Below are 22,180 nucleotides of genomic sequence, written 5' to 3'. Positions count from 1 at the left end.
TTCCTTTCCCCGACGTTTCTATTTGATATTAATTAGTATATGGATAGAGAGACCGTTTTATACTTCAGGAAGAAGAGATAAGACCTGAAGCCTAAGAGGAGAGTGACCTATGAACGAGGAGCTGCTGATCGCGTTTGACTCGACGCAGCAGGCGCTTCGCGCCGAGATGCTGCTGGAATATGCCGAAATCGAAATTGATATATGCCCAACGCCAAAAGAGATTACAGCAGGCTGCGCCATGTCGATTCAGTTTTTTCGCAGTGCGCTGGAAGAGGTGGACAAGATCATTGATGAGCAAAATATCGAAATTCGCGGCATTTACGGCAAAGATGAACAAACCGGCTCTTATCAATTGATTGCGACATGAGGAGGATGAGACTATGAGTCATCGGGCGGGATGGCTGCTGAATGGCGACACCCCGATAGAGACTATGGATCAAGCGGTAGATCAAGCGGTTCAATTTAAAGATAAAGTATGGAACTGGTTAACGGATGCCGATATGTGGGCCAATGTTTTATTTTCGGGACTGCGCATTATTTTTATATTTATCTTGACGCGCATTATCATACGGGTGGTGTACCGGATCATAGACCGGTCATTGGAACGAAAGACGAGTAGGGGGCTGCTCGCGAACACGCGTCGCCTCTCAACCGTTGGCGAATTGCTAAAGAACACAGTAACTATTGTTTGCAATTTTATTATGATTCTGATTATTTTATCAGAGTTTCATTTTGAACTGGGTCCGCTGCTGGCAAGTGCGAGTGTGCTCGGTCTCGCTATCGGTTTTGGGGCGCAAAGTTTGGTTAAAGATGTAATTACCGGCTTTTTCATTATTCTAGAGGATCAATTTGCGGTAGGCGATGTCATATCGACCGGCGGATTCAAGGGTACTGTGGAAGTCATCGGGCTGCGAACGACCAAGATCCTTGGCAGCAGCGGTGAAATATACATCATTCCAAACGGGACCATAGCAAATGTGACGAATTTCTCGATGGCTAACGCTTTGGCGATAGTCGATGTTCCGGTAAAAATTGAGCGAAGCCTGGAAGAAACGCTGCGCCTTATCCGTCAGGCGCTTCAGGGGATCGAGGAACGCAATCAGAATGTCGTAGCTTTTCCGAATGTGCTGGGGATTCAATCGATGACCACCTCCGAGTATGTCGTCCGGGTAACAGCCCATACGCTGCCTAATAAGAGGGAGGCTGCCCAGCGCCAAATTCAGAGCGACATTAAAAAAGCGCTGGAGCAGCTGGAACTAAGGGAAGCCGAACGGGCTGCAAAAGAAAAAGCTGAGGCTGAAGCCAAAGCACAGGCGAAAGCGGAGGCACAAGCTGAGGCAGAAGCTGAGGCAGAAGCGTTAGCGGACAAGGAAGCGCCTTTGCGAAAGCCGGAACAGCAGGAAGCACGCCGGACGGCGGCAACGGGCATCCGGGAGCAGGCGGCGGGAAAGGTTAAAGAAGAGGGGGAGGAACCAGATGGAACGTAAAAGCTTTCAGCTGGGAGATATCGTGCAGATGAAAAAGCCCCATCCATGCGGAACGAATGAAATGGAAATCATCCGCATGGGGATGGATATTCGAATCAAGTGTACGGGCTGCCAGCATAGTGTACTGATTCCCCGGGCAAAATTCGAGAAAAATTTAAAAAAGGTGATTCGTTCCGCGGACAACACAGTGGAAAATAATTGAACTTGCCATTCTCCTGCTAGCATGATACAATAAATTTTGCTGCGGAGAGGTACCCAAGAGGCCCAAGGGGGCTGACTCGAAATCAGCTAGGCGTGTCAAAGCGTGCGTGGGTTCGAATCCCACCCTCTCCGCCACCAAAGCACATAACAATAACGAATGAAACGAACCTTCTGCCTGAATAGGCAGGAGGTTTTTTTGTCTTGATTATTTGTGAATTTTGGAGTTTCCTTATCTGAGTAATTTTGGTAGCTTGAAAATAGGGAAAGGAACGTGCCTGACACCGGATGAGGGGCCGGGACAATGTATTATGGGAGGGAATGCAGTTGCAGCATCGAGTATTGTTGGTTGAAGACGATGAAGCCATCAGCGAGATGGTTCGCTCGTATTTGGTGAAAGAGGGCTACCAAGTGGAAAGCGCCTTTGATGGGGAGGCGGCGGAACAGGCTTTTCGCCATAAAGGACCATTTGACCTTGTACTGCTTGACCAGATGCTTCCGCAACGCAGCGGCATGGACATTCTTCAGAGCATTCGCAAATCCAGTCTGGTGCCTGTGCTGATTGTGTCCGCGAAGGATACGGATGTCGACAAGGCTCTTGGACTCGGCTTTGGAGCGGATGATTATATTAGCAAGCCGTTCTCCATGATCGAGCTTGCCGCGCGGGTGAAGGCGGCCATCCGCCGGGCCGAGTATGCCACGGGCCGCAGCCCGTCCGGGGAAACTATTGATCAGAAAGCAAGCGTAACTCTGGGCGGGATGACTGTTGATTTAGATAACTTTTCGGTGCTGAAGAATGGGGAAGAGGTGAAGCTGACGGCCAAGGAATTTCATATCCTGAAGCTGTTTATGACCCATCCGGGCCGGGTGTTCACCAAAGCGCAGGTTTACGGAATGGTATGGGAAGAAGAATATTATGGTGATGAAAATGTCATTAACGTACATATGAGAAGACTGCGGGAAAAGATTGAAGACGACCCCTCCCATCCCGAGTTTATCAAAACACTTTGGGGGATCGGGTATAAGCTTGGAGAATCCGTACAATGACCGCCGTGCTGGGAGCTGTGATCGGTCTGCTTCTATTGGGTCTTGCCATGCAGAACCGGAGGTTTCGCCGTGATTCTCGCCAGCTAAAATATATTCATGAGAAGCTAAACGACATCCTTTCACGGAATTCCCGGGAACGGCTTCTGTTATTCAGCAGCTCTCCCGAGTTGAGGATGCTGCTTACCGATATGAACCGGCTGCTGGATACCAACCATGAGGGCATCGCCCGGAGAAATAAGCTGGAGAAATCCATGCGCCAGATGCTGGCGAATGTTTCGCACGATCTAAAGACCCCGCTGACCGTCGTTCTCGGGTACATCGAAACGCTGCTTCAGGACCGCGATATGAATGCGGAAGAACGGGAGCGGCTTTTGAAGACGATATACCGGAAGGCTGAAGAGGTGATCACGCTGATGAACACCTTTTTTGATTTGGCCAAGCTGGAGTCCGGAGACCGGGAGCTTCCGCTGTCACGGGTGGAGGCCGGGGAGGTGTGCCGGAGAAATATTTTGGCCTTCTATGATACGTTGAGCGTCAAGGGAACGGAAGTAGTCATCGAAATCCCCGATGAGCCCTGTTACATAAGGGGAAATGAGGAGGCCCTGGACCGGATTTTGTCCAATCTGCTGTCCAATGCGATCACATACGGGGCTGACGGTGGGGTACTGGGGTTAAAGCTGTATAGCGATAAGAACACCGTGTACATTGAAGTCTGGGACCAGGGGAAGGGAATCTCCGCGGATCATCAGGATAAAGTGTTCGAGCGTCTGTACACGCTTGAGGATTCAAGAAACCGGGTGTACCAGGGAAGCGGCCTTGGGCTGACGATCACGAAACGGTTGACGGAGCAGATGAACGGCAAGATTACGCTGATTAGCCAGCCTTTTGTAAGAACAGCTTTTACGGCGGCTTTTCCCAGATTAAACTTTTGAAACCGGCGGATGGATGTCCGGAAATGTCGCTCGCATGCCTTCGTATTAAGATTTTTGTAAGAATCCGTTAATAAAAAAGAATATTCCCCCCAGTACAATAAATACCAGGAACTGATGATAAGGAGGCAGCGGGAATGTCGACCATTCTGCGGACACGAAACTTAACCAAAGTGTACAAAGGAAACAAGAGCGTAAGCAGCGTAAACATGAACATTAAGCAAGGTGAAATCTACGGTTTTCTGGGACCGAACGGTGCGGGCAAAACTACTGTGATGAAGATGATTACGAATCTGGTGAAGCCGACGGAAGGCGAAATTGAGTTCTACGGTGAAAAAATGACCAGCCACTCTTACGAGATGCTGAAACGAATGGGCAGCATTATTGAATACCCGGTATTCTACGAAAAGCTGACCGCACGGGAAAATCTGCTGCTGCACGGAGAATATATGGGTTTCTACAACAGGCAGGCGATTAACGATGTGATGGATCTGGTGAAGCTCACTGGGGTCGACAAGAAGCCGGTAAAAGAGTTCTCTCTCGGCATGAAGCAGCGTCTGGGAATTGCCAGAGCCGTGATGACCAAACCCGAACTGCTGATTCTGGATGAGCCGATTAACGGATTGGACCCCGTTGGCATTAAGGAACTTCGCGAATTGTTTCAAATGCTCAGCCGCGAGTACGGAATGACACTGCTCATTTCCAGTCATATCCTCGGGGAAATTGAACAGATCGCCGATACGATCGGCGTCATTCGTGAAGGTATCCTGCTGGAAGAGGTCGCAATGGAAACTATCCGCAGACAGAATGCGGAATACATTGAGCTTGTGACAAGCTCAGTCCGCCAGGCGGTTTATGTGCTGGAAGAGAAACTGCGCCTGACCAATTTCAAACTGATGGATTTCTGTACCATCCGGATATATGATGAGGGCGTTTCGCAGCATGAACTGAATAAGGCGCTGATCCTGGAGAACGTAGAGGTAGAGAGTATTAGTAAGAGCAAAACGACGCTGGAAGATCATTTCATGAGCTTGATTGGGGGGAGGGGCATTGCTTAAGCTGATTTCGCTGGAAATGCGCAAGTACAAGCTGACCGGGATGCTGAAAGGCGTGCTCATCACCAACCTGGCCATTTTGGCTTTCATGATTTTGCTTGTGTTCTTTGACCAGACTGAATTTATAACCTATCCCGAAGTGTTTGAGGCGTTAAATCTCTTTGTAAGGTCTTCATTCATCGTCTATGCTTCCGTCCTGCTTGGCCGGTTGGTGATTGACGAATATAAGAATCACACCATTAAGCTGCTGTTTACGTATCCCATTTCGCGAATGAATCTGATGTATGCGAAATTAATGATCGTGTTCCTGTTCACTCTGATTAATATTATTGTATCGGTCGCCGCACTGGGTGCCATCCTGGTCGGTATAAACCGCTTCGTCAACGCAATTCCCGGCGAAATTACCGGAAGCCTGCTGATCTCGATGGTGCTCCATACTGCAACCAGCGCCGTATATGCGGCGGGTATGCCTTGATCCCTTTATTTGTAGGCATGCGCAAAAAATCGGTCCCGGCAACGATCGTGAGCGGAGTACTTGTTTCAGCGATCATCTCTTCCGACTTCGGCGGCTTCCGGCTGGGAAATTATTCGTTCGTATCGGTATCTCTCGGACTGCTGGGAATAGCAATCGCGTACCAATCCATCCGGAGGGTGGAACGGGACGATATAGACTGAAGATAGGAATCATGAAGCCGCCGAAGGCTGGTGGGATGCTTTTTCAACAGCAGGCTTGCCGGAAGGGATTCATTTATGTTATGATAATGGAAGTGTATTTAATGTGCAGTGGAGAGGTACCCAAGAGGCCCAAGGGGGCTGACTCGAAATCAGCTAGGCGTGTCAAAGCGTGCGTGGGTTCGAATCCCACCTTCTCCGCCATTACCTTAATAACAGCTAACGACAATCCTTCGTCCAATGGGCGGAGGATTTTTTGCGCACCATAACAGGCTGTGGTTTTTGCCGGACAGTTGGGGCATAGCTATTACGCCGACGTTCCATAACAAAGAAGGACCCTTTCGGGCCCTTCCAGAGGCAGCACTTGAATGATTTTGGAAATCTTCTGTAAAAAGCTCCTAAAGCGAGTCAGGACTACCAAGGCTGTTGTCTTTTACGACTTGGCTCTCAGCGTGATCCTTTGCCAACAATAGTGGCTGAAACAGAGTTCCTGTGATTGTGTTCGACTACATTGTCCAACGGAACCACACCTCTCTCTTGTGCTGCCTGATTATATTATGGGTCAGGACAACTCGATTTATACATTACCGTTAAAAAAAATTAATGCACGCGCGCTTTCTCGACCTTTTTCCACTTGCGGTTCTTGTTGGTCGTCTCCGGGAAAGTGTCGCCTTTCTTCATTTTAATCGACTTCGGGTTCTGAATCTCCGTATGAAAGCTTCGCGCCTCGCCTACCTCCGTATAAATTCCGGGATTAGGTGCCTTTTGGCCTTCTTCAAATTCGGTCTGCTCACCCATGCTGTTCCCTCCTTTCGGACTTAAAAATGGATTACCGTCCTATTGTGCGCACAGCGCTTCGGCTTCATGTACCCAAGGGAAGTCCATAATCAGACAGAATATAAGGGAAGAAAGGTTGCAACGCGTATTCAAATTTGGTATATTATTATAGTTCGAGTTTGTGCTCGATCCTTGCTCCTGACCTGATCAGGGGCCTTAGACCATAAGGAGGTGAAAGTTATGCGCAAATACGAAGTGATGTACATTATTCGTCCTGACGTTGAACAAGAAGCCGTTCAAGCAGCAGTCGAAAAATTCCAAGGCATCATCTCCAACGGCGGAGAAATTACGAAGCACGATGTGCAGGGTAAGAAACGTCTTGCGTATGAGATCAAGAAATTCCGTGATGGCGTTTATGTCCTGGTTAACTTCACTGCAGAGCCTGCAGTAGTTACCGAGCTGGAACGTATCATGAAGATTTCCGACGAAGTTATTCGTTATCTCATCACGAACGATGTTGCCTAAGAGCACGGCGTTCGCTTGGTAAGGAAATCGCTCCAAGGAGGGGACCCAAATGTTGAACCGTGTCATACTGATCGGCCGATTGACCCGTGATCCTGAGCTGCGCTATACGCCTCAAGGCGTTGCCGTAACCCAGTTTACGCTTGCCGTAGACCGGCCTTTTACAAGCCAGGGCGGCGAACGTGAAGCGGATTTCATTCCGGTCGTTACCTGGAGACAGCTGGCGGAGACCTGTGCTAATTATTTGCGCAAAGGTCGGCTGACGGCGGTAGAGGGACGCATCCAAGTACGGAATTACGAGAATAACGAAGGCAAGCGTGTATACGTCACCGAAGTTATTGCCGATAATGTCCGGTTCCTGGAATCTTCCCAGAGCCGCGAGAGCGGAAACGCATCCGGCGGGGGGGATATGCCCGAGCCACCAGCATACGGCGGCGGCGGACGCGGAAACAGCGGAAATAGCGGTTTCTCGCGCAACAATAATCAGGATCCCTTTTCGGGCGACGGTAAGCCGATTGATATATCGGATGATGATTTGCCATTTTAATAAGGAAGGACTGAAAAGACGATGGCTTTTAAACAAAGAGAAGGCGGAGACAACGACAAGAGACCTCCACGCCGTGGCGGCCGCAACAAACGTCGTAAAGTATGTTTCTTCACTGCGAATAAAATTACTCACATTGACTATAAAGATACCGAACTGCTGAAGAAATTCATCAGTGAGCGCGGTAAAATTTTGCCTCGCCGTGTAACGGGCACGAGCGCAAAATACCAACGCGCTCTGACGATCGCTGTCAAACGCGCGCGTCAAATCGCACTGCTGCCTTACACTACGGAGTAAGACAAGCTTTAAAGACAGCCGGTCATCCGGCTGTCTTTTTAATTGCAATCCCTTTTCTCAGCGGTGAATGAGTTGGTTCTGATTGGAGCCATTCGCGGATTGACGAAGCCGGAAAAATATAGTAAGTTTAAACCATCCTACAACGAAGGGGAAATTTTGATGTCGGTGAGCGTTCTTAACTAAGCAATTTCATATCACCTTTCAGGTCTGGCAGACCGCTGCTCTTTTGCTTGCTTTAAGCGCATGCTTATTTAAGTGTGCCGCGTAAGCGTAAGTTAGCATTGTCTTTTGACAGGGGAAAGCTGTGCCTGGGGTGAATGATTTAGTTAAGAACACGCGACGCGTCAACATCGCCTCTTTACGGCTGTTATCCCGTCAACGCAAACGAACCGTGCTCTTGCAGCGCGGTTTTTTTGTTTATTCCACAAAAGGAGCTGATAAGGCTCCAGAGACAGGGACCAGTGTAAAGATTAGGGCAAGGAATGCGCTGTGGCATTCTTTGCCCTTTTTTGCGTTGTGGGAAAACGATAGGCCGACGGACGACAACCAATGAGGAGGAAAGAACATGCATTTACCAAGCCGGGAAACGCTCGAATACAATCGGATTAAGAAAGAAGTGGAACGTTATGCCGTCTCCTATGCCGGAAGGTTGCTCATTCGGGAGCTTGTCCCGATGACTGAACTAACGGCTGTGCAGAGAGCGGTGCAAGAGACGGCGGAGGCCAAGGAATTATTAATGAAAGGATCGAGTGTGCCGATACCTTCATTAGAAGGGATTGAATGGGTGATGTCGCTGCTCAGGACGGGTTATCTGTTCAATGAGCAGGATTTTACCGCGGTGAGCGTATTCCTGAACAGCTGCTCCCAGCTGCGCAAGTATATGGCTTCCAAAGATGCTTCCCTAAGAATAGGAGCGTATGCCGCCTCGCTGATGGAGCTGAAGACGGTGAAAGAGGAGATCGAGCGCTGCATCCGGTTCGGCGTCATTGACGACGGGGCAAGCAAGGGACTAGAGAAGGTGCGCAAACGTCTGAGAGTAACGAAGGAGCGGCTGCTGAAGAAAATCGAGAGTGTCATGTCGCGGCATCAGTCCATTTTGCAGGAGAGTCTGTACAGCATGCGGGGAGGCCGTTATATAATTCCGGTCAAGCGCGAGTACCATAAACAGGTCAAGGGTTCAGTGCTCGATCAGTCCACCAGCGGGCAGACGGTGTATGTGGAGCCGGAGGAGGTCGCCGCGTTGCAGGGAGAACTGGAGATGCTGACAAGCGAGGAGGCCCGGGAAGAGGGGATCATCTTAAGCATGCTGACCGGACTGATCGAAAGGGAGCAGGAAGCCCTGCGGCTGAATATTGAAATTACGGGCGTGTACGATTTTATTTTTGCCAAGGCCAAATATGCCGCCCAGACAGGAGCGGGGGCGGTAACGTTCAACAACCGGGGATATATGCGGCTTCTCGGAGGCAAGCACCCGCTGCTTGAAGGCATGGTTCCGATTGATGTGGAATTCGGTCTGGACTATAAGTCGCTTGTGATTACCGGTCCGAATACAGGCGGAAAGACGGTTCTGCTGAAGACGGTAGGCCTGCTCACGCTGATGGCCCAATCGGGTCTGCTGATTCCGGCGGATAAAGAGAGTCAGCTTCCGGTATTTTCTGAGGTAATGAGCGTGATCGGGGACGGGCAAAGTCTGACACAGTCGCTCAGCACTTTTTCCGCTCAAATGAAGGGTGTGGATGAAATGCTGCGGGCTGCAGGCCGCAATGTGCTGCTGTTGATCGACGAGCTGGCTGCGGGCACGGACCCGGGCGAAGGAATTGCTCTGTCGATCGCCATTTTGGAGGAGCTCAGCCGCAGAGGAGCAAATGTTATCGTCACGACGCATTTTAATGAAATAAAAGTATTTGCCTCGGCAGCGCCGGATTTTCAAAATGCCCGAATGGAGTTTGATCCGGTGACGCTGCGTCCGCTCTATAAGCTGACAATAGGAGAAGCGGGACACAGCTATGCGCTGCAGATCGCCGAGAAGCTCGGTCTGGATGCAAAGGTCATCGAACGCTCGCGGCAAATTGCCGCCAGCCACCCTCGGAAACCGCTTGCCGAACAAGAGATGCGCCTGTGGTATGATAGGGAAGGAAGAAAGGAAGAGAAGGCTACAGCAGGAAAAGGCAGCAGCGCTGCGAAAAAAGAAGCGAAGGTTCATCCGGAACAGCCGCATGTGTTTGAAGTCGGGGACGCGGTCTATGTCACAGCGCTGGGCAGGACGGGAATCGTCTACGAGAAACGGGATGCCAGAGGCATGGTGGGCGTCATGGTGCAGAAGCATAAAATGCAGTTTAACCATAAACGCCTGAAGCCGTATTTATCCAAAGAGGAGCTGTACCCGGAAGATTATGATCTGGATATTGTGCTTGAAACGAAGGAGAACCGGAAGAAGCGCCACCTGATGGGGCGAAAGCATGTGGAAGGCTTGATGATTATCAAGGAAAAGGATGAGGAGGAAGGGTCGTAATAAAAGCTATTGACGCAAGTAATATTGCATTGTATGATGTTTGAAATTTTGAAGAATCCAATATTTATTGCATTCGATATTCAAAGTTGGCTTGAATTGACCGATGGTTTATTTATTGACCACTGGATGGGAAAGCGTTCACAGCTAATTTTAACCAGGAGAAGGGAAGGGACCAATGAACAACAGAAAGGTAATCCGGGCACTTGCGCCGCTGCTCTTCGTTGCACTGCTGCTGTCGGGCTGCGGCGGAGCGGATGCTCCGGACAATCGCGGCGGGAGAGAGCCTTCCTCTGTGGCAACCAATGCCGGAGGCGACCCCAAAGCGGGCGGGACGGTAACGTACGGCTTTCCTTCTCCGTTCAAGGGATTATTTGAGCCGGCTTTTTACGAAGGTGAAGATGACTTTCATGTTCTGGAATTTATAACCGAACCGTTGTTTACGGTCAAGGACGATTTGACCACTGCCCCCGGGATCGCAACCTGGGAGGAGTCGCCCGACCATAAGACGTTCACTTTTAAAATCAAGCGGGGCATTCACTGGCAGAACGGCACCGAATTGACCGTGGAGGACTGGAAATTTGCGCTTGAGGTCATTGCCAACCCAGACTATACGGGCCCGCGCTATTACAGTGTGGAAATGATTCAGGGGGCCGAAGCTTATCACAACGGGAAAGCGAAGGAGATATCGGGCATCCAGGTTATCGATCCCTATACAATGAAGATTACGGTAACGGCCGCCCGTGTGAACACGATTGATAATCTGTGGGCGTATCCGATGAATAAGCGATATTTTGCTGGAGTTGCGGTAAAGGATATGCCGAGCAGTGACCAGGTGCGTAAAGCCCCCATCGGCATCGGCCCGTTCAAAGTAAAGCATATTCAGCCGGGGGAATTTGTCGAGCTGACGCGGTTCGACGATTATTACAAGGGCAAACCCCTCCTTGACGGCGTGCTGTATAAAGTATTCGACGACAAGCTGATTGCAAGCCTGTTCGAGCAGGGGCGGATCGATGTCGAGCAGGCACCGCGGGATGCATATGAAAGCCTGAAAAAGCTCGATAACATTACGCTGATGCAGACGCCCGATTTGTCTTTTGAGTATATCGGCTTTAAATTCGGGCACTGGGACGGCAAGACCGGGCAGATTGTCATGGATAACCCCAAGTTCTCGGACAAAAGACTGCGGCAGGCCATGTACTATGCCCTTGACCGCCAAGGCATCATTGACGCTTTCTCTTACGGACTCGGCAAGCTGTCGGAAACGCCGATCTCAAGCAAAAGCTGGGCCAAAATTCCGGAGGCGCAAATTAACCGGTACCCGTATGACCCGGAAAAGGCCAAACGGCTGCTGGATGAAGCGGGGTATAAGGACATGGACGGGGACGGCCTGCGCGAAGATCCCAAAGGAGCGAAGTTCGTGATTCATTTTGACGGCATGGTCGGCGGCACCAATGACGAACCGCGAACGGAGGCTATTTTGCAGAATTGGCGGGATGTGGGCCTGGATGTCAAGCTGAACGGCGGAGCGCTCAAGGAGATGAACACCTTCTATACGGCGGTCGAAGAGGATGATCCTTCAGTGGAGCTGTTTAACGGTGTCTGGGGATTATCCAATGATCCCGATCCTACCGGACTGTGGAGAAAGAATGATCTCTGGAACTACCCCCGGTGGTCCTCGGCGGAGAACGAACGACTCATCCGGGAGGGGATAAGTCTGAAAGCGTATGACCGGAAGTACCGCACGCAGGTGTATTATGACTGGCAGAAATTAATCAATGAAGAAGTGCCGATGATATTTGTTGCGGAACGCGAGACCATTACAGCCGTAAACAAACGGCTTCAGGGAGTCAAGGTCAGTACGCTGAGCAACATCATCGAGCCCTACAAGTGGTGGGTAAAAGACGGCAAATAGGGAGGCCAAGGCCATGCTGCTCAAATTCGCGCTTCGCAGGCTGCTTGGCGCCGTGCCGCTGCTGCTCCTGATTTCGGTCGCCGTGTTCGCGCTGGCCAAGCAGATGCCGGGGGACGGTCTGGGCGGAGGGCTGAACCCGGGGAACAAAGATCCCGGTTATGCCGCGGAAATGAGGGAAAGTCTAGGATACGGCGACCCATTGCCAATCCAGTATTGGCGCTGGTTAAAGGCGGCAGCTGCAGGGGACTTCGGGCAATCCTTCCTGTATAAAATGCCTGCAAGTGAGCTCATCGGCCAGCGCCTGCCTGCAACGCTGCTGCTGGCCATGCTGTCGCTTCTCATTACTTATGGAAGCGCTTTGGTGCTCGGCATGATTTCCGGACGCAATCCGGGAGGATGGAGGGACCGGTTAATCCTGACGGCCAGCTATGTTACCTATGCGGTCCCGACCTTCATCGCGGCGATCTTTGCGATTTATCTGTTTGCGGTTGTGCTCGGCTGGGTGCCTCTTGGCGGCTCGGTTACGGCTGCCGATTCTGGGGGAGCATGGTCATCGCTGGGAGACCGGGCGGTTCATGCCCTGCTTCCCGCGGTCGTGCTCGGCCTGTTCAATACCGCGGCGTATACGCAATTTTTGCGGGGAGAAATCATCGAGAACAGCGGCAAAAATTATGTGCGCACGGCCATGGCCAAAGGCATATCCCGATCCACGGTCTATAACCGGCATATTCTGCGCAATTCGCTCCTTCCGCTCGTTACCTTCCTGGGATTGGATATTGGAGGGCTGCTCGGCGGCTCGGTCGTCATCGAGAATTTGTTCTCCTATCCGGGGATCGGATCGCTGTTTGCGGCTGCGGTGGCGGGCCGGGATTATGCGGTGATGATGGCAGTAACGCTGATGACAGCGTTCATGATTGTTGCCGGGAATATCGTGGCGGACGTGCTGTACGGTCTGCTTGACCCCCGCATACGTGCGGGTTACGACGGAGGAAGAAAATGAAGCAAAACCATGCGCCTGCTTCCCGGACCTACGCCGCTGTCCGGCAATTTGCCGCCAGTCGTCCAGCCGTCTTAGCCCTGCTGTTTCTTACAGCGGTAATTACACTTTGTCTCCTTGCTCCCTGGCTTACGGACTCTGACCCGGTGAAGATCAGTCTGCGGAGCCTGAATAAGCCTCCAACAGCCGAGCACTGGCTGGGCACCGACAATGGAGGCAGAGATGTGCTGTCCCGGCTGTTATACGGAGGCCGGACGACGCTATGGATCAGCCTTTGCGTATCCGCTATGACTGCCGGTGCAGGGACTGCGATAGGAGTTCTGGCCGGTTATTTCGGCCGGGCGGCGGATTCGCTGCTGATGCGGGCGGCCGATGTCGTGCTGTCTTTTCCCTTCCTGATCATCGTCATTGTCGTCAAGAGCATCTATCCGGACGGCGGCATCCCCTCGCTGATCTGGACGGCGGGGCTGCTGGGCTGGGGAGGATTTGCACGGATCATCAGGGCCAAGACGCTCGCCGTTAAAGAATATGAATATATACTGGCCGCGCGCTCACTGGGAGCCGGGCCGCTGCGCATATTGACTCGCCATCTGCTGCCGGGTCTGTCGGGACTATTGATCGTGAATCTGATGTGGACGTTCGCGGCCATGATCGGAGTCGAAGCGAGTCTCAGCTTTCTGGGGTTCGGCGTGCCGGCCGGTCAGCCAAGCTGGGGGAATATGATGGCGGATGCGCTCTCTCCGGAGGTCATCAGGGACCGATGGTGGATATGGCTTCCGGCTTCTCTGCTGATTACCGGGGTAATTCTTTCGATTCATTTGATTAGCGAGGGAATCAAGAAGGCATTTCTGGTCCAAGAGAAATATTGATCATTTTAGGAATTTTTTGTGAAAATGAAGTCAAAACGCCGCTTCGTTCGTCATATAGGTATGGAGGATGACGAAATGAAGCGACGGAGCATTTTGGGGGCGGCCGCCACCGTCTTGACGATTATAGTGCTGCTTGCAGCAATCGAGCACGGAACGCTCGTCATGAAGCCGCATATCAGGTCAAAAGCGGCGGTGCTGATGGATCTTGAAACCGGGAAGCTTTGGATGGATGTCAACGGAGGAGCTGCTTTGTGCCCGGCCGGAATGTCGAAGATGATGACGCAGATGATCGTGCTCGACCGCCTGGCTGCGGGGGTGCTTCATTGGAGCGATAAGGTTCCGGTCAGCGCCCGTGCCGGAACGGCGGAAGGGACGACGCTGAATATGCAGGCCGGCGAAGTATATACGGTAAAAGAGCTGTATCAGGGAGTTACCGTCTATTCGGCCAATGATGCGGCGGTGGCGCTTGCTGAGCATATTGCAGGCTCGGAAAGCGCATTTGTCTCTATAATGAACGCAAAGGCCAAGGCGCTCGGACTTTCGGGGGAGACCGTCTTTGCCAATGCGACGGGGGCTTCGCCGCCAAGCGCGGAACGGCAGCAGGGCAAGCTCGTAGAGACAAGGATGACAGCCGTCGATGCCGGGAAGCTGGCGGCCGCGCTGATCACTTCGTATCCGGAGGTGCTGGAGACCTCCAGCCTGACCCAAATGAAGCTGCAGAGCAAGGGGCTGTACGTCAGCAATACGAATCTGATGCTTCCGGGAATGGGCGGTGCTTACGCTTACACGGGAACGGACGGGCTAAAGACAGGATACGATGAACGGACGGGATACAGCTTTGCGGGAACGGCCGAGCGCGGAGGGCATCGTGTCATTGCCGTCATAATGGGCGCGGACTCCCAGGAGGAGCGATTCAAGGAGACGGCCGAGCTGTTCGACTACGCGTTTTATATGGAGCTTCCGCCGGTCCGAAGATTCAAATACTTGCTGGGACGCCTTGGCGGCGCCTTCGGCTAAGAAAGCATTCTGCCGCTTTTGGAGAGCGGTGGAATGCTTTTTTAACCAAATGTGTCGTTTTTTGTTGTTTCTTTTTCCCTTCATAGTGATTACAATAGTGTTATTGTTTATTTAGGTAGAATCTGCGCCGAAAGGAGGAAGACCAGCTAGGGGCGCCGGCATAGAGCTTGTCTCTGCTCTGCAGAACCAATCCATGACCGCTCCGGTCATTCCAAATAAAGCAATCGCGATTATCGTCTACTCTATAATAAAAGAAGGAATCGATATGAAAAAAAAGTGGAAAAAAAGATATATTGCTCTTATCCTGCTTCTGATCATTGCAGCTGGAGGAGTTTTGCTTCGCAAGCCGCTGACGGTTCTGGCTTTTGATCTGTTCCTGTCGGACAAGGTCGAGACTACGCTTCAGCAGAAGTCCTATCAGCCGCTTACAAACGAAGACAACACGGTTAAGCCCGCACCAATCGCCTACAAGAGCGATCCTTTCTCTGTTATGCTGTTAGGAACCGACCAGCGCAAGACGGAAACGGCCCGTTCGGATACGATGATTTATGCGGTGGTCCGTCCCGAGGATTACAAGGTGCTGCTCATCTCCATTCCCCGCGATACGTATACGGAGATTATCGGCCATGACGGTAACAAGAAGGATAAGATTACGCACGCTTACGCTTTCGGCGGCCAGCAAATGGCCAAGGATACGCTGGAGGCGCTGCTGGGGCATGATATTCAATATTATGCGACGATCAACTTCCAGGGGCTGAAGGATACCGTCGATGCTTTGGGCGGCCTGCCGCTGCCGATCAAAAAGACGATCCAGAACAAAGGCAAGGACCATGAGAAATTTACGATTGTGGGCGGAAAGTCTTTGTATAGCGGCGAGGAGTCGCTGAACTATGTGCGCTACCGCGAAGACAGTGATTTTAACCGCACGAAGCGTCAGCAGGTCTTCCTGGATGTGCTCGCGAACAAAATGCTGTCCCTGAACCAAATCGGCAACGTGACGGAGCTGCTTAACATTATGGGCGAAAATTTCAAGACTGATATGCCGCCCGCCATGATTACCGGTTTGGCCAAGAAGTTTCTGGGCGGCAAGGAAGCCGATATTTCCAGCTTCACCGTTATGGGTGAGGGCACACGTATCGGCGGCGTGTATTACGATGAAATAAATGAAGAGGATCTGAATAAAGCGAAATCGATGATCGACAACTGGATGAATGCCGCAACGCCGGTAGACCAACTGATCGAGCCGGGAAAAGCGGGCGACGCGCTGGAAGCGAAGGCGACGTCCGCTGCCCAATAGAGCCTTTCGCGATTCAAACAACTTTCTTAGAAGTCACCCGCAAGCAGCAGCCCTGGTGAAAAGTTACCGGCTGCTGCTTGTTGTTCCTATGGTATACTGTTGTTGGAACTGCGGTTAAGGCTTTTGCGTATCAATTAAAGCGGACCCCATCCGAGAGAGACAAGGGGAAAGCCGTTATTCCTTGGGGACTTTGAGGAGGACCTAGAAGATGAATATTGCGTTTTTCCTGCTTCCGAAGCAGGAGGTTGCTTGCGTTACGCTGGATTCCACCCTGCGTCAGACGCTTGAACGAATGGAATACCACCGGTATACAGCTGTTCCAATCCTGAACAAGAATGGCGAATACGCCGGTACCGTAACGGAAGGAGACCTGCTCTGGTACATGAAAGAATCGGAGGGAAAGGTCACCTTCGAAAATTCGTCGAGATTTCTGCTGAAGGATGTTCCGCTGCGGATGAACAACAAGCCGGTATCCATCGATGCGGACATGGAAGATCTGATTAATCTGGTCAAAGTACAAAATTTTGTGCCGGTTGTGGACGACATGAACAAGTTCATCGGCATTGTCCGGCGGAGCCAAATTATTGAGTATTGTGAAAAGTTCGTATCCCGAAAATCGCTGGAATCCTTGTAAGCGCCGAACAAATTCCAAGCAAGGCTATCGGCAGGGAGGCAGCCTGTATTTCCGACATAGGGGATGCGGGCTTTTTTTGCCCCAGGTCCGGGCCAAGAGGGTGCCGTGATGCGGAAAGTCATTTGTGCTATAATGGAGAATAAAGCTTTTTCCCGGAGGTAGATAGACGTGTCCAACATGCCGAAGGATTTGGATGTAGCCAAGAGGGCCAAGGTCATCGAGTGGCTGAAGACCGAGGTCATCGATCAGGTTTCCCGATTGTTCAAAGCATTATGGGAAGGCAGCACCGGGAGGGTAAGCGACAGTTTGGCCAGCTTGATTATGAGTTCTTATATTCTGGGTCGCAGGCTCGGCATATCGTACCGCGATCTGGATGAGGTGCTTCAGGAGAAGCTGAGAAAGCACCGGCAAGAAGGCCATCAGCTGGAAGATTGGTATCAGGATATATCGGCGTTAGAAGAACATATGCGTAAGAGGTGAACATTGTTGAAATATCGCTGGACATCCGCGGTCTGGAGTGTGGTTTATCTGCTCCTGCTGCTATCCCTGTCAACTCCTTTTCTCATTATCACGACACTGTTTGTAATTATCCCGGCTGTCCTGCTGTTCACCACGCTGAATACAAGGCAGTTTATCCTTTCGATTGTGCCCGTATGGCTGATATTGGGGCTGATTAGCCCGCTGTATATATGGATAGCCGCTTACCTGATTGTTCCCGCGCTCGTTATGGGACGATGGTACAAGAAAAAGTCTCCGGCTTCTACAGTGATTGTTGCCGGCACCATTACGCTCCTTGGGGAATTTCTGCTGCTGCTCCTTTTGGGCAAAACCTTGTTCCAGTTCGATCTCTACAATTACGTATATGACGTGCTGAACGAGATGCGCACGATGGCCCTGTCCCCGATGCAGGAGTTCGGTATGGGCGGCTTCCTTGGGGGAAGCCCTGAGGACATCGGCAATAACAGCCGTGCATTCATTCAGGTCATTCCTATGGCGCTGATTGTATCTTCTTTCCTGATTACAGTGATCACCCACTCTATCGTCCGGCCGATTCTGAACAGTATGGGATACGCCGTACCGAAGCTTAAACCTGCCCGCGATTGGAGAATGCCCAAGTCGTTTATTTGGTACTATTTGATCGCCGCCGTGATTCAGCTGTTCTTTTTAAAGTCGGATAACGGCCTTCTGGTCATGATTACGGCCAACTTAGTGCCGCTGCTGAGGATTTGTTTTATCATCCAGACGATCGGGTTCTTCTTCTTTCTCGCCCATGAGCGGAATTGGAATAGAACCATTCCGGTTATACTTGCGGTATTGGCCATTATGGTGCCGCCGCTGTGGATTATCGGGATTATCGACCTGGTGGCGCCGTTGCGCGAAATGGTCACCAAATCGAAACGATAGGGTGAGAGCTCATGCCAAAATTTTTGCAAAGGCGCTGGCACGGCTATCACACCGTCTGGGCGTTCTTGCTGCTGCTGGTCCTTATTATCATTGTCAGCATATATAACTGGGCGCTTGGTGTTGTCAGCCTGTTTTTGTCCGGGACGCTATGTTTCACCATGCTGAAAGCCGAGCTTTCGTTCCGGCGGAATCTTGTGGAATACATTAACGGTCTTTCTTTCCGCATCAAGCGGGTGGAGGGAGAAGCGCTCGGAACGCTGCCGCTGGGTATTATTCTATACGGCGAGGACCGGTCGGTGGAGTGGAACAACCGCTATGCGGGGGAGATTTTTTCAAGGAAATCGTTGGTGGGCGAACCGCTGACCGAATTGCTGCCGGACCTCTTGCAGACGGCCGCCGGCGGGCCTCCAGTCAAGCGGGAAGCGGGCAAGGAAGGGATTCAGAAGGAAGTTCGCATGGAAATCAGCGTTGACGAACGCTACTATCAGGCGGTTGTTATTCCAAGCGAGCGGCTGCTGTACTTATATGAAATCACCGAGCTGATTGATCTGCGGCAGCGGTATGAGGAAGAGAAGCTCGCGCTTGGCATTCTGCTGATGGATAACCTGGATGAAGCCGCCCAGGGAATGGACGATCAGCAGCGGACATCGCTGATCGCGAAGGTAACGAGCGAAATAACCGAATGGGCGAAGCAGTTCGAGGTATACCTGCGCCGCCTTTCCTCGGAGCGCTATATGATGCTGCTGAATTACCGCAGCCTGCAGGCGCTGGAAGAGAGCCGCTTCGTCATTTTGGACGAAGTGCGGGAAATGACAGCCGATCTCAAGGTTCCGATGACGCTGAGCATCGGTCTGGCCTTTGGGGCGGAGTCGGCGAGCGAGCTCGGGGCCTTGGCCCAGTCGAGTCTTGATATGGCGCTCGGAAGAGGCGGCGATCAGGCGGCAGTCAAGGCGGGCCAGCGGCTCTCCTTCTACGGCGGCAAGAGCAACGCGGCGGAGAAGCGAACCCGCGTGCGCGCGCGCGTCATCGCGCATGCCCTCCGCGATCTGATTCAGGAGAGCGACCGGGTTATTATTATGGGGCACCGCAACCCCGATATCGACGCCGTGGGAGCCTCCATCGGGCTGCTCCGTGCCGCACAGATGTATAACGTGGACGCCGATATCGTGCTCGAAGGGCCGAATCCGTCCATTACGCGCATGCTGGAGCAGCTTCGCAGGGATGAAGAGCTGTACAGCTCGTTCATCAGTACGGAGCAAGCGCTGCAGGTGATGACGGAGCATACACTGCTGATCGTGGTCGACACGCACAAGGCTTCGATGACGATGGAGCCGCGGCTTGTTCAGTACGCCAGCCGGATTGTCGTCGTGGACCATCACCGGCGGGGCGAGGAGTTTATCAATGAGGCGGTGCTCGTCTATCTGGAGCCGTACGCATCTTCCACCTGCGAGCTGGTGACGGAGCTTCTCCAGTACATCCATGAGAAGGTCAAGCTCAGCACGCTGGAAGCGACGATGCTGCTTGCCGGTATAACGGTAGACACGAAGCATTTTGCCCTTCATACGGGATCGCGGACGTTTGAGGCCGCAGGCTTCCTGCGGCGGCTGGGCGCCGATACGATTCTGATTCAGCGGATGCTGAAGGAGGATTTGCAGGAGTACATCTCGAAAGCGGAAATTATCAAGCATGCCCGGATGGTGTATGACCATATTGCGCTGGTGGTAACAGCGCCGGGGATGAAAATTCCGCAGCTGCTGATTGCCCAGACGGCCGATACGCTGCTGGGAATGACGAATGTGCTCGCTTCCTTTGTCATCAGCGAACGCCCTGACGGGCTGATCGGGATCAGCGCCCGCTCCCTTGGAAGAATGAATGTGCAGGTCGTTATGGAGAAGCTGGGCGGCGGCGGACATTTGACCAACGCGGCCGTCCAATTGGAAGGAACAAGCAAGGAAGCAGAGGCCAGACTGCTCGAGGTGCTGGCGGAAATTGAAGCGAAAGAGGGTCTGTTCGAATGAAAGTTATATTCATTAAAGACGTTAAAGGACAGGGCAAGAAGGGGCAGATCAAAGAGGTATCGGAAGGCTACGCGACAAATTTCCTGCTGCCGCGGGGCATGGCCCGTCCGGCTACGGAAGGCAATATGAAGACGCTCGAGAATCAGACGGCTGCAGAAGTGCGCCGCAAGGAGCAGGAGAAAGAGGAAGCGCAGAAGCTTGGAGAGAAGCTGAGTGAGCTGGCGCTTACGCTGAAAGCGAAGGCGGGCGAAGGAGGCCGGTTGTTCGGGGCCATCACAAGCAAGCAGATCGCAGAAGCGCTGACGAAGCAAAATGGCATCACTATCGACAAGCGTAAAATTGAGCTGGACGAACCGATCCGTCACTTGGGAACGACGCAGGTTCAGGTGAAATTGCATACGGAAGTCAAGGCCGTGCTGAAGGTTCAGGTAACGGAGGAGTAGTATGGGCGGAGATCTCTTTTTCGATCGGGTTCCCCCGCAGAATCTGGAGGCAGAGCAGGCGGTCATTGGCGCGATCCTGCTGCAGGATGAAGCGCTGATTTCGGCCATGGAGCGGGTGAACACCGAAGACTTTTACGACAAAGCGCATCAAATGATATTTGAGGCGATGATACAGCTCGGAGAAGAGAGCCAGCCGATTGATTTGGTTACGCTGACGGCCAAGCTTCAGGATAAGGGAGAGCTTGAAGACATCGGCGGCGTCAGCTACTTGGCCAAGCTTGCGCATGCGGTGCCTACGGCGGCCAATGTCGATTACTACGCGCAGATTATCGAAGAGAAGGCCATGCTGCGCAGGCTCATCCGGACCGCGACGCAGATTGTAAGCGAAGGTTACACCGGCGGCGAGGATGTCGCCGATATGCTGAGCGACGCCGAACGCCGCATTCTTGAAATCTCCAACCGGAGAAGCGGCAGCGGGTTCATCGCCATCCGCGATGTGCTGATGGAAGTGTTCGATCGGGTGGAGTTGCTTCACCAGAACAAAGGGGGCACATCCGGCATTCCATCGGGCTTTGTCGATCTTGACCGGATGACGAACGGTTTTCAGCGCAATGACCTGATTATCGTTGCCGCCCGCCCTTCCGTGGGCAAGACGGCCTTTGCGCTGAACATCGCCCAGAACGTGGCGGTGCGCGCGAAGGAGACGGTCGCGATCTTCAGTCTGGAAATGTCGGCCGCCCAGCTGGTACAGCGGATGATCTGCGCCGAAGCGAATCTGGATGCGAACATTATGCGTACCGGCGATTTCAAGAGCGACGATGATTGGTCGAAGCTGACAATGGGCATAGCATCGCTGTCGGAATCGGAGATCTATATCGACGACACGCCTGGCATAACCGTGGCCGATATCCGCGCCAAATGCCGGCGGCTGAAGAAGGAGAAGGGGCTGGGTATGATCGTGATCGACTACCTCCAGCTCATCCAGGGCCGCGGCAAGGGCGGAGAGAACCGCCAGCAGGAGGTATCGGAAATTTCGCGGACACTGAAGCAGATTGCACGGGAGCTGGATGTTCCGGTAATCGCGCTGTCCCAGCTCAGCCGGGGCGTCGAGCAGCGGCAGGACAAGCGGCCGATGATGTCGGACCTCCGGGAATCGGGCTCGATCGAGCAGGACGCCGACATCGTCGCGTTCCTGTACCGGGACGATTACTACAATCAGGAAACCGAGAAGAAGAACATTATCGAGATCATTATCGCCAAACAGCGTAACGGTCCAGTCGGCACGGTGGAGCTTGTCTTTTTGAAAAATTTCAACAAGTTCGTCAACTACGAGCGTGCTCATGCCGAACCGTTCGCGGGCTAAGGATAATCATGACAATTTCCGAACGATTGTACATTTCTTGGTGCAATCGTTCGTTTTTGTTTGACTTTAAAAAAGACCGCTGGTACACTGATAATTGTGCTTTAGCGGATTAAACCGTCTAAAGCGTCCGTCAGGGCTGCGTATATAGCGTATAGTACAGAGCCCTATTAAGAAAAATAATGGTGC

Annotated in this window: 24 protein-coding genes and 2 tRNA genes; 25 read left to right on the top strand and 1 reads right to left on the bottom strand. The window is 52.3% G+C overall.

Annotation, left to right across the window (positions count from 1 at the left end):
• Positions 1 to 109: 109 nt before the first annotated feature.
• The 10 genes from PSAB_RS24295 to PSAB_RS24250 all read left to right on the top strand — a co-directional run bounded on the left by PSAB_RS24295 (position 110) and on the right by PSAB_RS24250 (position 5,592).
• Positions 110 to 367, top strand: a complete 258-nt coding sequence (locus tag PSAB_RS24295) for a putative Se/S carrier protein (protein WP_025337154.1) — start codon at positions 110 to 112, stop codon at positions 365 to 367.
• 13 nt (positions 368 to 380) lie between these two features.
• Positions 381 to 1,487 (top strand): mechanosensitive ion channel family protein, encoded by a 1,107-nt coding sequence (locus PSAB_RS24290; RefSeq protein ID WP_025337153.1) that lies wholly within the window; start codon positions 381 to 383, stop codon positions 1,485 to 1,487.
• Entirely contained in the window at positions 1,477 to 1,689 is a 213-nt protein-coding gene (locus tag PSAB_RS24280; protein WP_025337152.1) for a DUF951 domain-containing protein, read from the top strand. The genes PSAB_RS24290 and PSAB_RS24280 overlap by 11 nt, the downstream gene beginning before the upstream one ends.
• Before the next feature lie 43 nt (positions 1,690 to 1,732).
• A tRNA-Ser gene (locus tag PSAB_RS24275) sits at positions 1,733 to 1,823 on the top strand.
• Positions 1,824 to 2,012: 189 nt separating this feature from the next.
• Positions 2,013 to 2,732: a response regulator transcription factor gene (locus PSAB_RS24270; RefSeq protein ID WP_025337151.1), complete on the top strand. Its 720-nt coding sequence runs from the start codon at positions 2,013 to 2,015 to the stop codon at positions 2,730 to 2,732.
• On the top strand, positions 2,729 to 3,664 hold the full coding sequence (locus PSAB_RS24265; RefSeq protein ID WP_025337150.1) for a sensor histidine kinase: 936 nt from the start codon (positions 2,729 to 2,731) through the stop codon (positions 3,662 to 3,664). The genes PSAB_RS24270 and PSAB_RS24265 overlap by 4 nt, the downstream gene beginning before the upstream one ends.
• 134 nt (positions 3,665 to 3,798) lie before the next feature.
• On the top strand, positions 3,799 to 4,719 hold the full coding sequence (locus PSAB_RS24260; protein ID WP_025337149.1) for an ABC transporter ATP-binding protein: 921 nt from the start codon (positions 3,799 to 3,801) through the stop codon (positions 4,717 to 4,719).
• Positions 4,712 to 5,191, top strand: a complete 480-nt coding sequence (locus PSAB_RS24255) for an ABC transporter permease (RefSeq protein WP_051529821.1) — start codon at positions 4,712 to 4,714, stop codon at positions 5,189 to 5,191. The genes PSAB_RS24260 and PSAB_RS24255 overlap by 8 nt, the downstream gene beginning before the upstream one ends.
• Positions 5,188 to 5,391 (top strand): hypothetical protein, encoded by a 204-nt coding sequence (locus PSAB_RS26310; protein ID WP_051529820.1) that lies wholly within the window; start codon positions 5,188 to 5,190, stop codon positions 5,389 to 5,391. Before PSAB_RS24255 ends, PSAB_RS26310 begins: the two co-directional genes overlap by 4 nt.
• A 110-nt stretch (positions 5,392 to 5,501) precedes the next feature.
• A tRNA-Ser gene (locus PSAB_RS24250) sits at positions 5,502 to 5,592 on the top strand.
• Positions 5,593 to 5,988: 396 nt separating this feature from the next.
• Here the strand turns inward: PSAB_RS24250 and PSAB_RS24245 are convergent.
• Positions 5,989 to 6,186: a YjzC family protein gene (locus PSAB_RS24245; protein ID WP_025337148.1), complete on the bottom strand. Its 198-nt coding sequence runs from the start codon at positions 6,184 to 6,186 to the stop codon at positions 5,989 to 5,991.
• A 219-nt stretch (positions 6,187 to 6,405) separates the two neighbouring features.
• Between PSAB_RS24245 and rpsF the strand changes: the two genes are divergently transcribed.
• The 15 genes from rpsF (at position 6,406) to dnaB (ending at position 21,994) form a co-directional block, all read left to right on the top strand.
• Positions 6,406 to 6,690 (top strand): 30S ribosomal protein S6, encoded by a 285-nt coding sequence (gene rpsF, locus PSAB_RS24240; RefSeq protein ID WP_025337147.1) that lies wholly within the window; start codon positions 6,406 to 6,408, stop codon positions 6,688 to 6,690.
• 49 nt (positions 6,691 to 6,739) lie between these two features.
• On the top strand, positions 6,740 to 7,234 hold the full coding sequence (gene ssb, locus PSAB_RS24235; RefSeq protein ID WP_025337146.1) for a single-stranded DNA-binding protein: 495 nt from the start codon (positions 6,740 to 6,742) through the stop codon (positions 7,232 to 7,234).
• 21 nt (positions 7,235 to 7,255) lie between these two features.
• Positions 7,256 to 7,528, top strand: a complete 273-nt coding sequence (rpsR, locus tag PSAB_RS24230) for a 30S ribosomal protein S18 (RefSeq protein ID WP_025337145.1) — start codon at positions 7,256 to 7,258, stop codon at positions 7,526 to 7,528.
• Positions 7,529 to 8,093: 565 nt separating this feature from the next.
• Entirely contained in the window at positions 8,094 to 10,040 is a 1,947-nt protein-coding gene (locus PSAB_RS24225) for an endonuclease MutS2 (protein ID WP_025337144.1), read from the top strand.
• A gap of 175 nt (positions 10,041 to 10,215) precedes the next feature.
• Positions 10,216 to 11,952: an oligopeptide ABC transporter substrate-binding protein gene (gene opp4A, locus PSAB_RS24220; protein ID WP_025337143.1), complete on the top strand. Its 1,737-nt coding sequence runs from the start codon at positions 10,216 to 10,218 to the stop codon at positions 11,950 to 11,952.
• Positions 11,953 to 11,965: 13 nt separating this feature from the next.
• Positions 11,966 to 12,952 carry an ABC transporter permease gene (locus PSAB_RS24215; protein ID WP_420835618.1) on the top strand — a complete coding sequence of 329 codons (987 nt, stop codon included), beginning with the start codon at positions 11,966 to 11,968 and terminating at the stop codon, positions 12,950 to 12,952.
• Positions 12,949 to 13,818, top strand: coding sequence for an ABC transporter permease (locus PSAB_RS24210; protein WP_025337141.1), 870 nt, complete (start codon positions 12,949 to 12,951; stop codon positions 13,816 to 13,818). The genes PSAB_RS24215 and PSAB_RS24210 overlap by 4 nt, the downstream gene beginning before the upstream one ends.
• Positions 13,819 to 13,893: 75 nt before the next feature.
• Complete coding sequence (locus tag PSAB_RS24205) at positions 13,894 to 14,835, top strand: D-alanyl-D-alanine carboxypeptidase family protein (protein WP_025337140.1); 942 nt, start codon at positions 13,894 to 13,896, stop codon at positions 14,833 to 14,835.
• A gap of 265 nt (positions 14,836 to 15,100) precedes the next feature.
• Positions 15,101 to 16,132, top strand: coding sequence for an LCP family protein (locus PSAB_RS24200; RefSeq protein ID WP_038597773.1), 1,032 nt, complete (start codon positions 15,101 to 15,103; stop codon positions 16,130 to 16,132).
• 208 nt (positions 16,133 to 16,340) lie between these two features.
• Complete coding sequence (locus PSAB_RS24195) at positions 16,341 to 16,766, top strand: CBS domain-containing protein (RefSeq protein WP_025337138.1); 426 nt, start codon at positions 16,341 to 16,343, stop codon at positions 16,764 to 16,766.
• 177 nt (positions 16,767 to 16,943) lie between these two features.
• The gene (locus tag PSAB_RS24190) at positions 16,944 to 17,246 is read left to right on the top strand and encodes a MazG-like family protein (protein WP_025337137.1); all 303 of its coding nucleotides are present in this window, start codon (positions 16,944 to 16,946) and stop codon (positions 17,244 to 17,246) included.
• A 6-nt stretch (positions 17,247 to 17,252) separates the two neighbouring features.
• Positions 17,253 to 18,170 (top strand): DUF2232 domain-containing protein, encoded by a 918-nt coding sequence (locus tag PSAB_RS24185; RefSeq protein WP_025337136.1) that lies wholly within the window; start codon positions 17,253 to 17,255, stop codon positions 18,168 to 18,170.
• Between the two features lie 11 nt (positions 18,171 to 18,181).
• Positions 18,182 to 20,188, top strand: a complete 2,007-nt coding sequence (locus tag PSAB_RS24180; RefSeq protein WP_025337135.1) for a DHH family phosphoesterase — start codon at positions 18,182 to 18,184, stop codon at positions 20,186 to 20,188.
• Positions 20,185 to 20,631 carry a 50S ribosomal protein L9 gene (rplI, locus tag PSAB_RS24175; protein WP_025337134.1) on the top strand — a complete coding sequence of 149 codons (447 nt, stop codon included), beginning with the start codon at positions 20,185 to 20,187 and terminating at the stop codon, positions 20,629 to 20,631. Before PSAB_RS24180 ends, rplI begins: the two co-directional genes overlap by 4 nt.
• Before the next feature lies 1 nt (position 20,632).
• Positions 20,633 to 21,994, top strand: coding sequence for a replicative DNA helicase (gene dnaB, locus PSAB_RS24170; protein WP_025337133.1), 1,362 nt, complete (start codon positions 20,633 to 20,635; stop codon positions 21,992 to 21,994).
• Positions 21,995 to 22,180: the final 186 nt, after the last annotated feature.

Source organism: Paenibacillus sabinae T27 (assembly GCF_000612505.1).
GTDB classification, from domain to species: domain Bacteria; phylum Bacillota; class Bacilli; order Paenibacillales; family Paenibacillaceae; genus Paenibacillus_AQ; species Paenibacillus_AQ sabinae.
The sequence above is the reverse complement of the archived record's forward strand: the minus strand, read 5'-3'. Positions and strand labels throughout refer to the sequence as shown.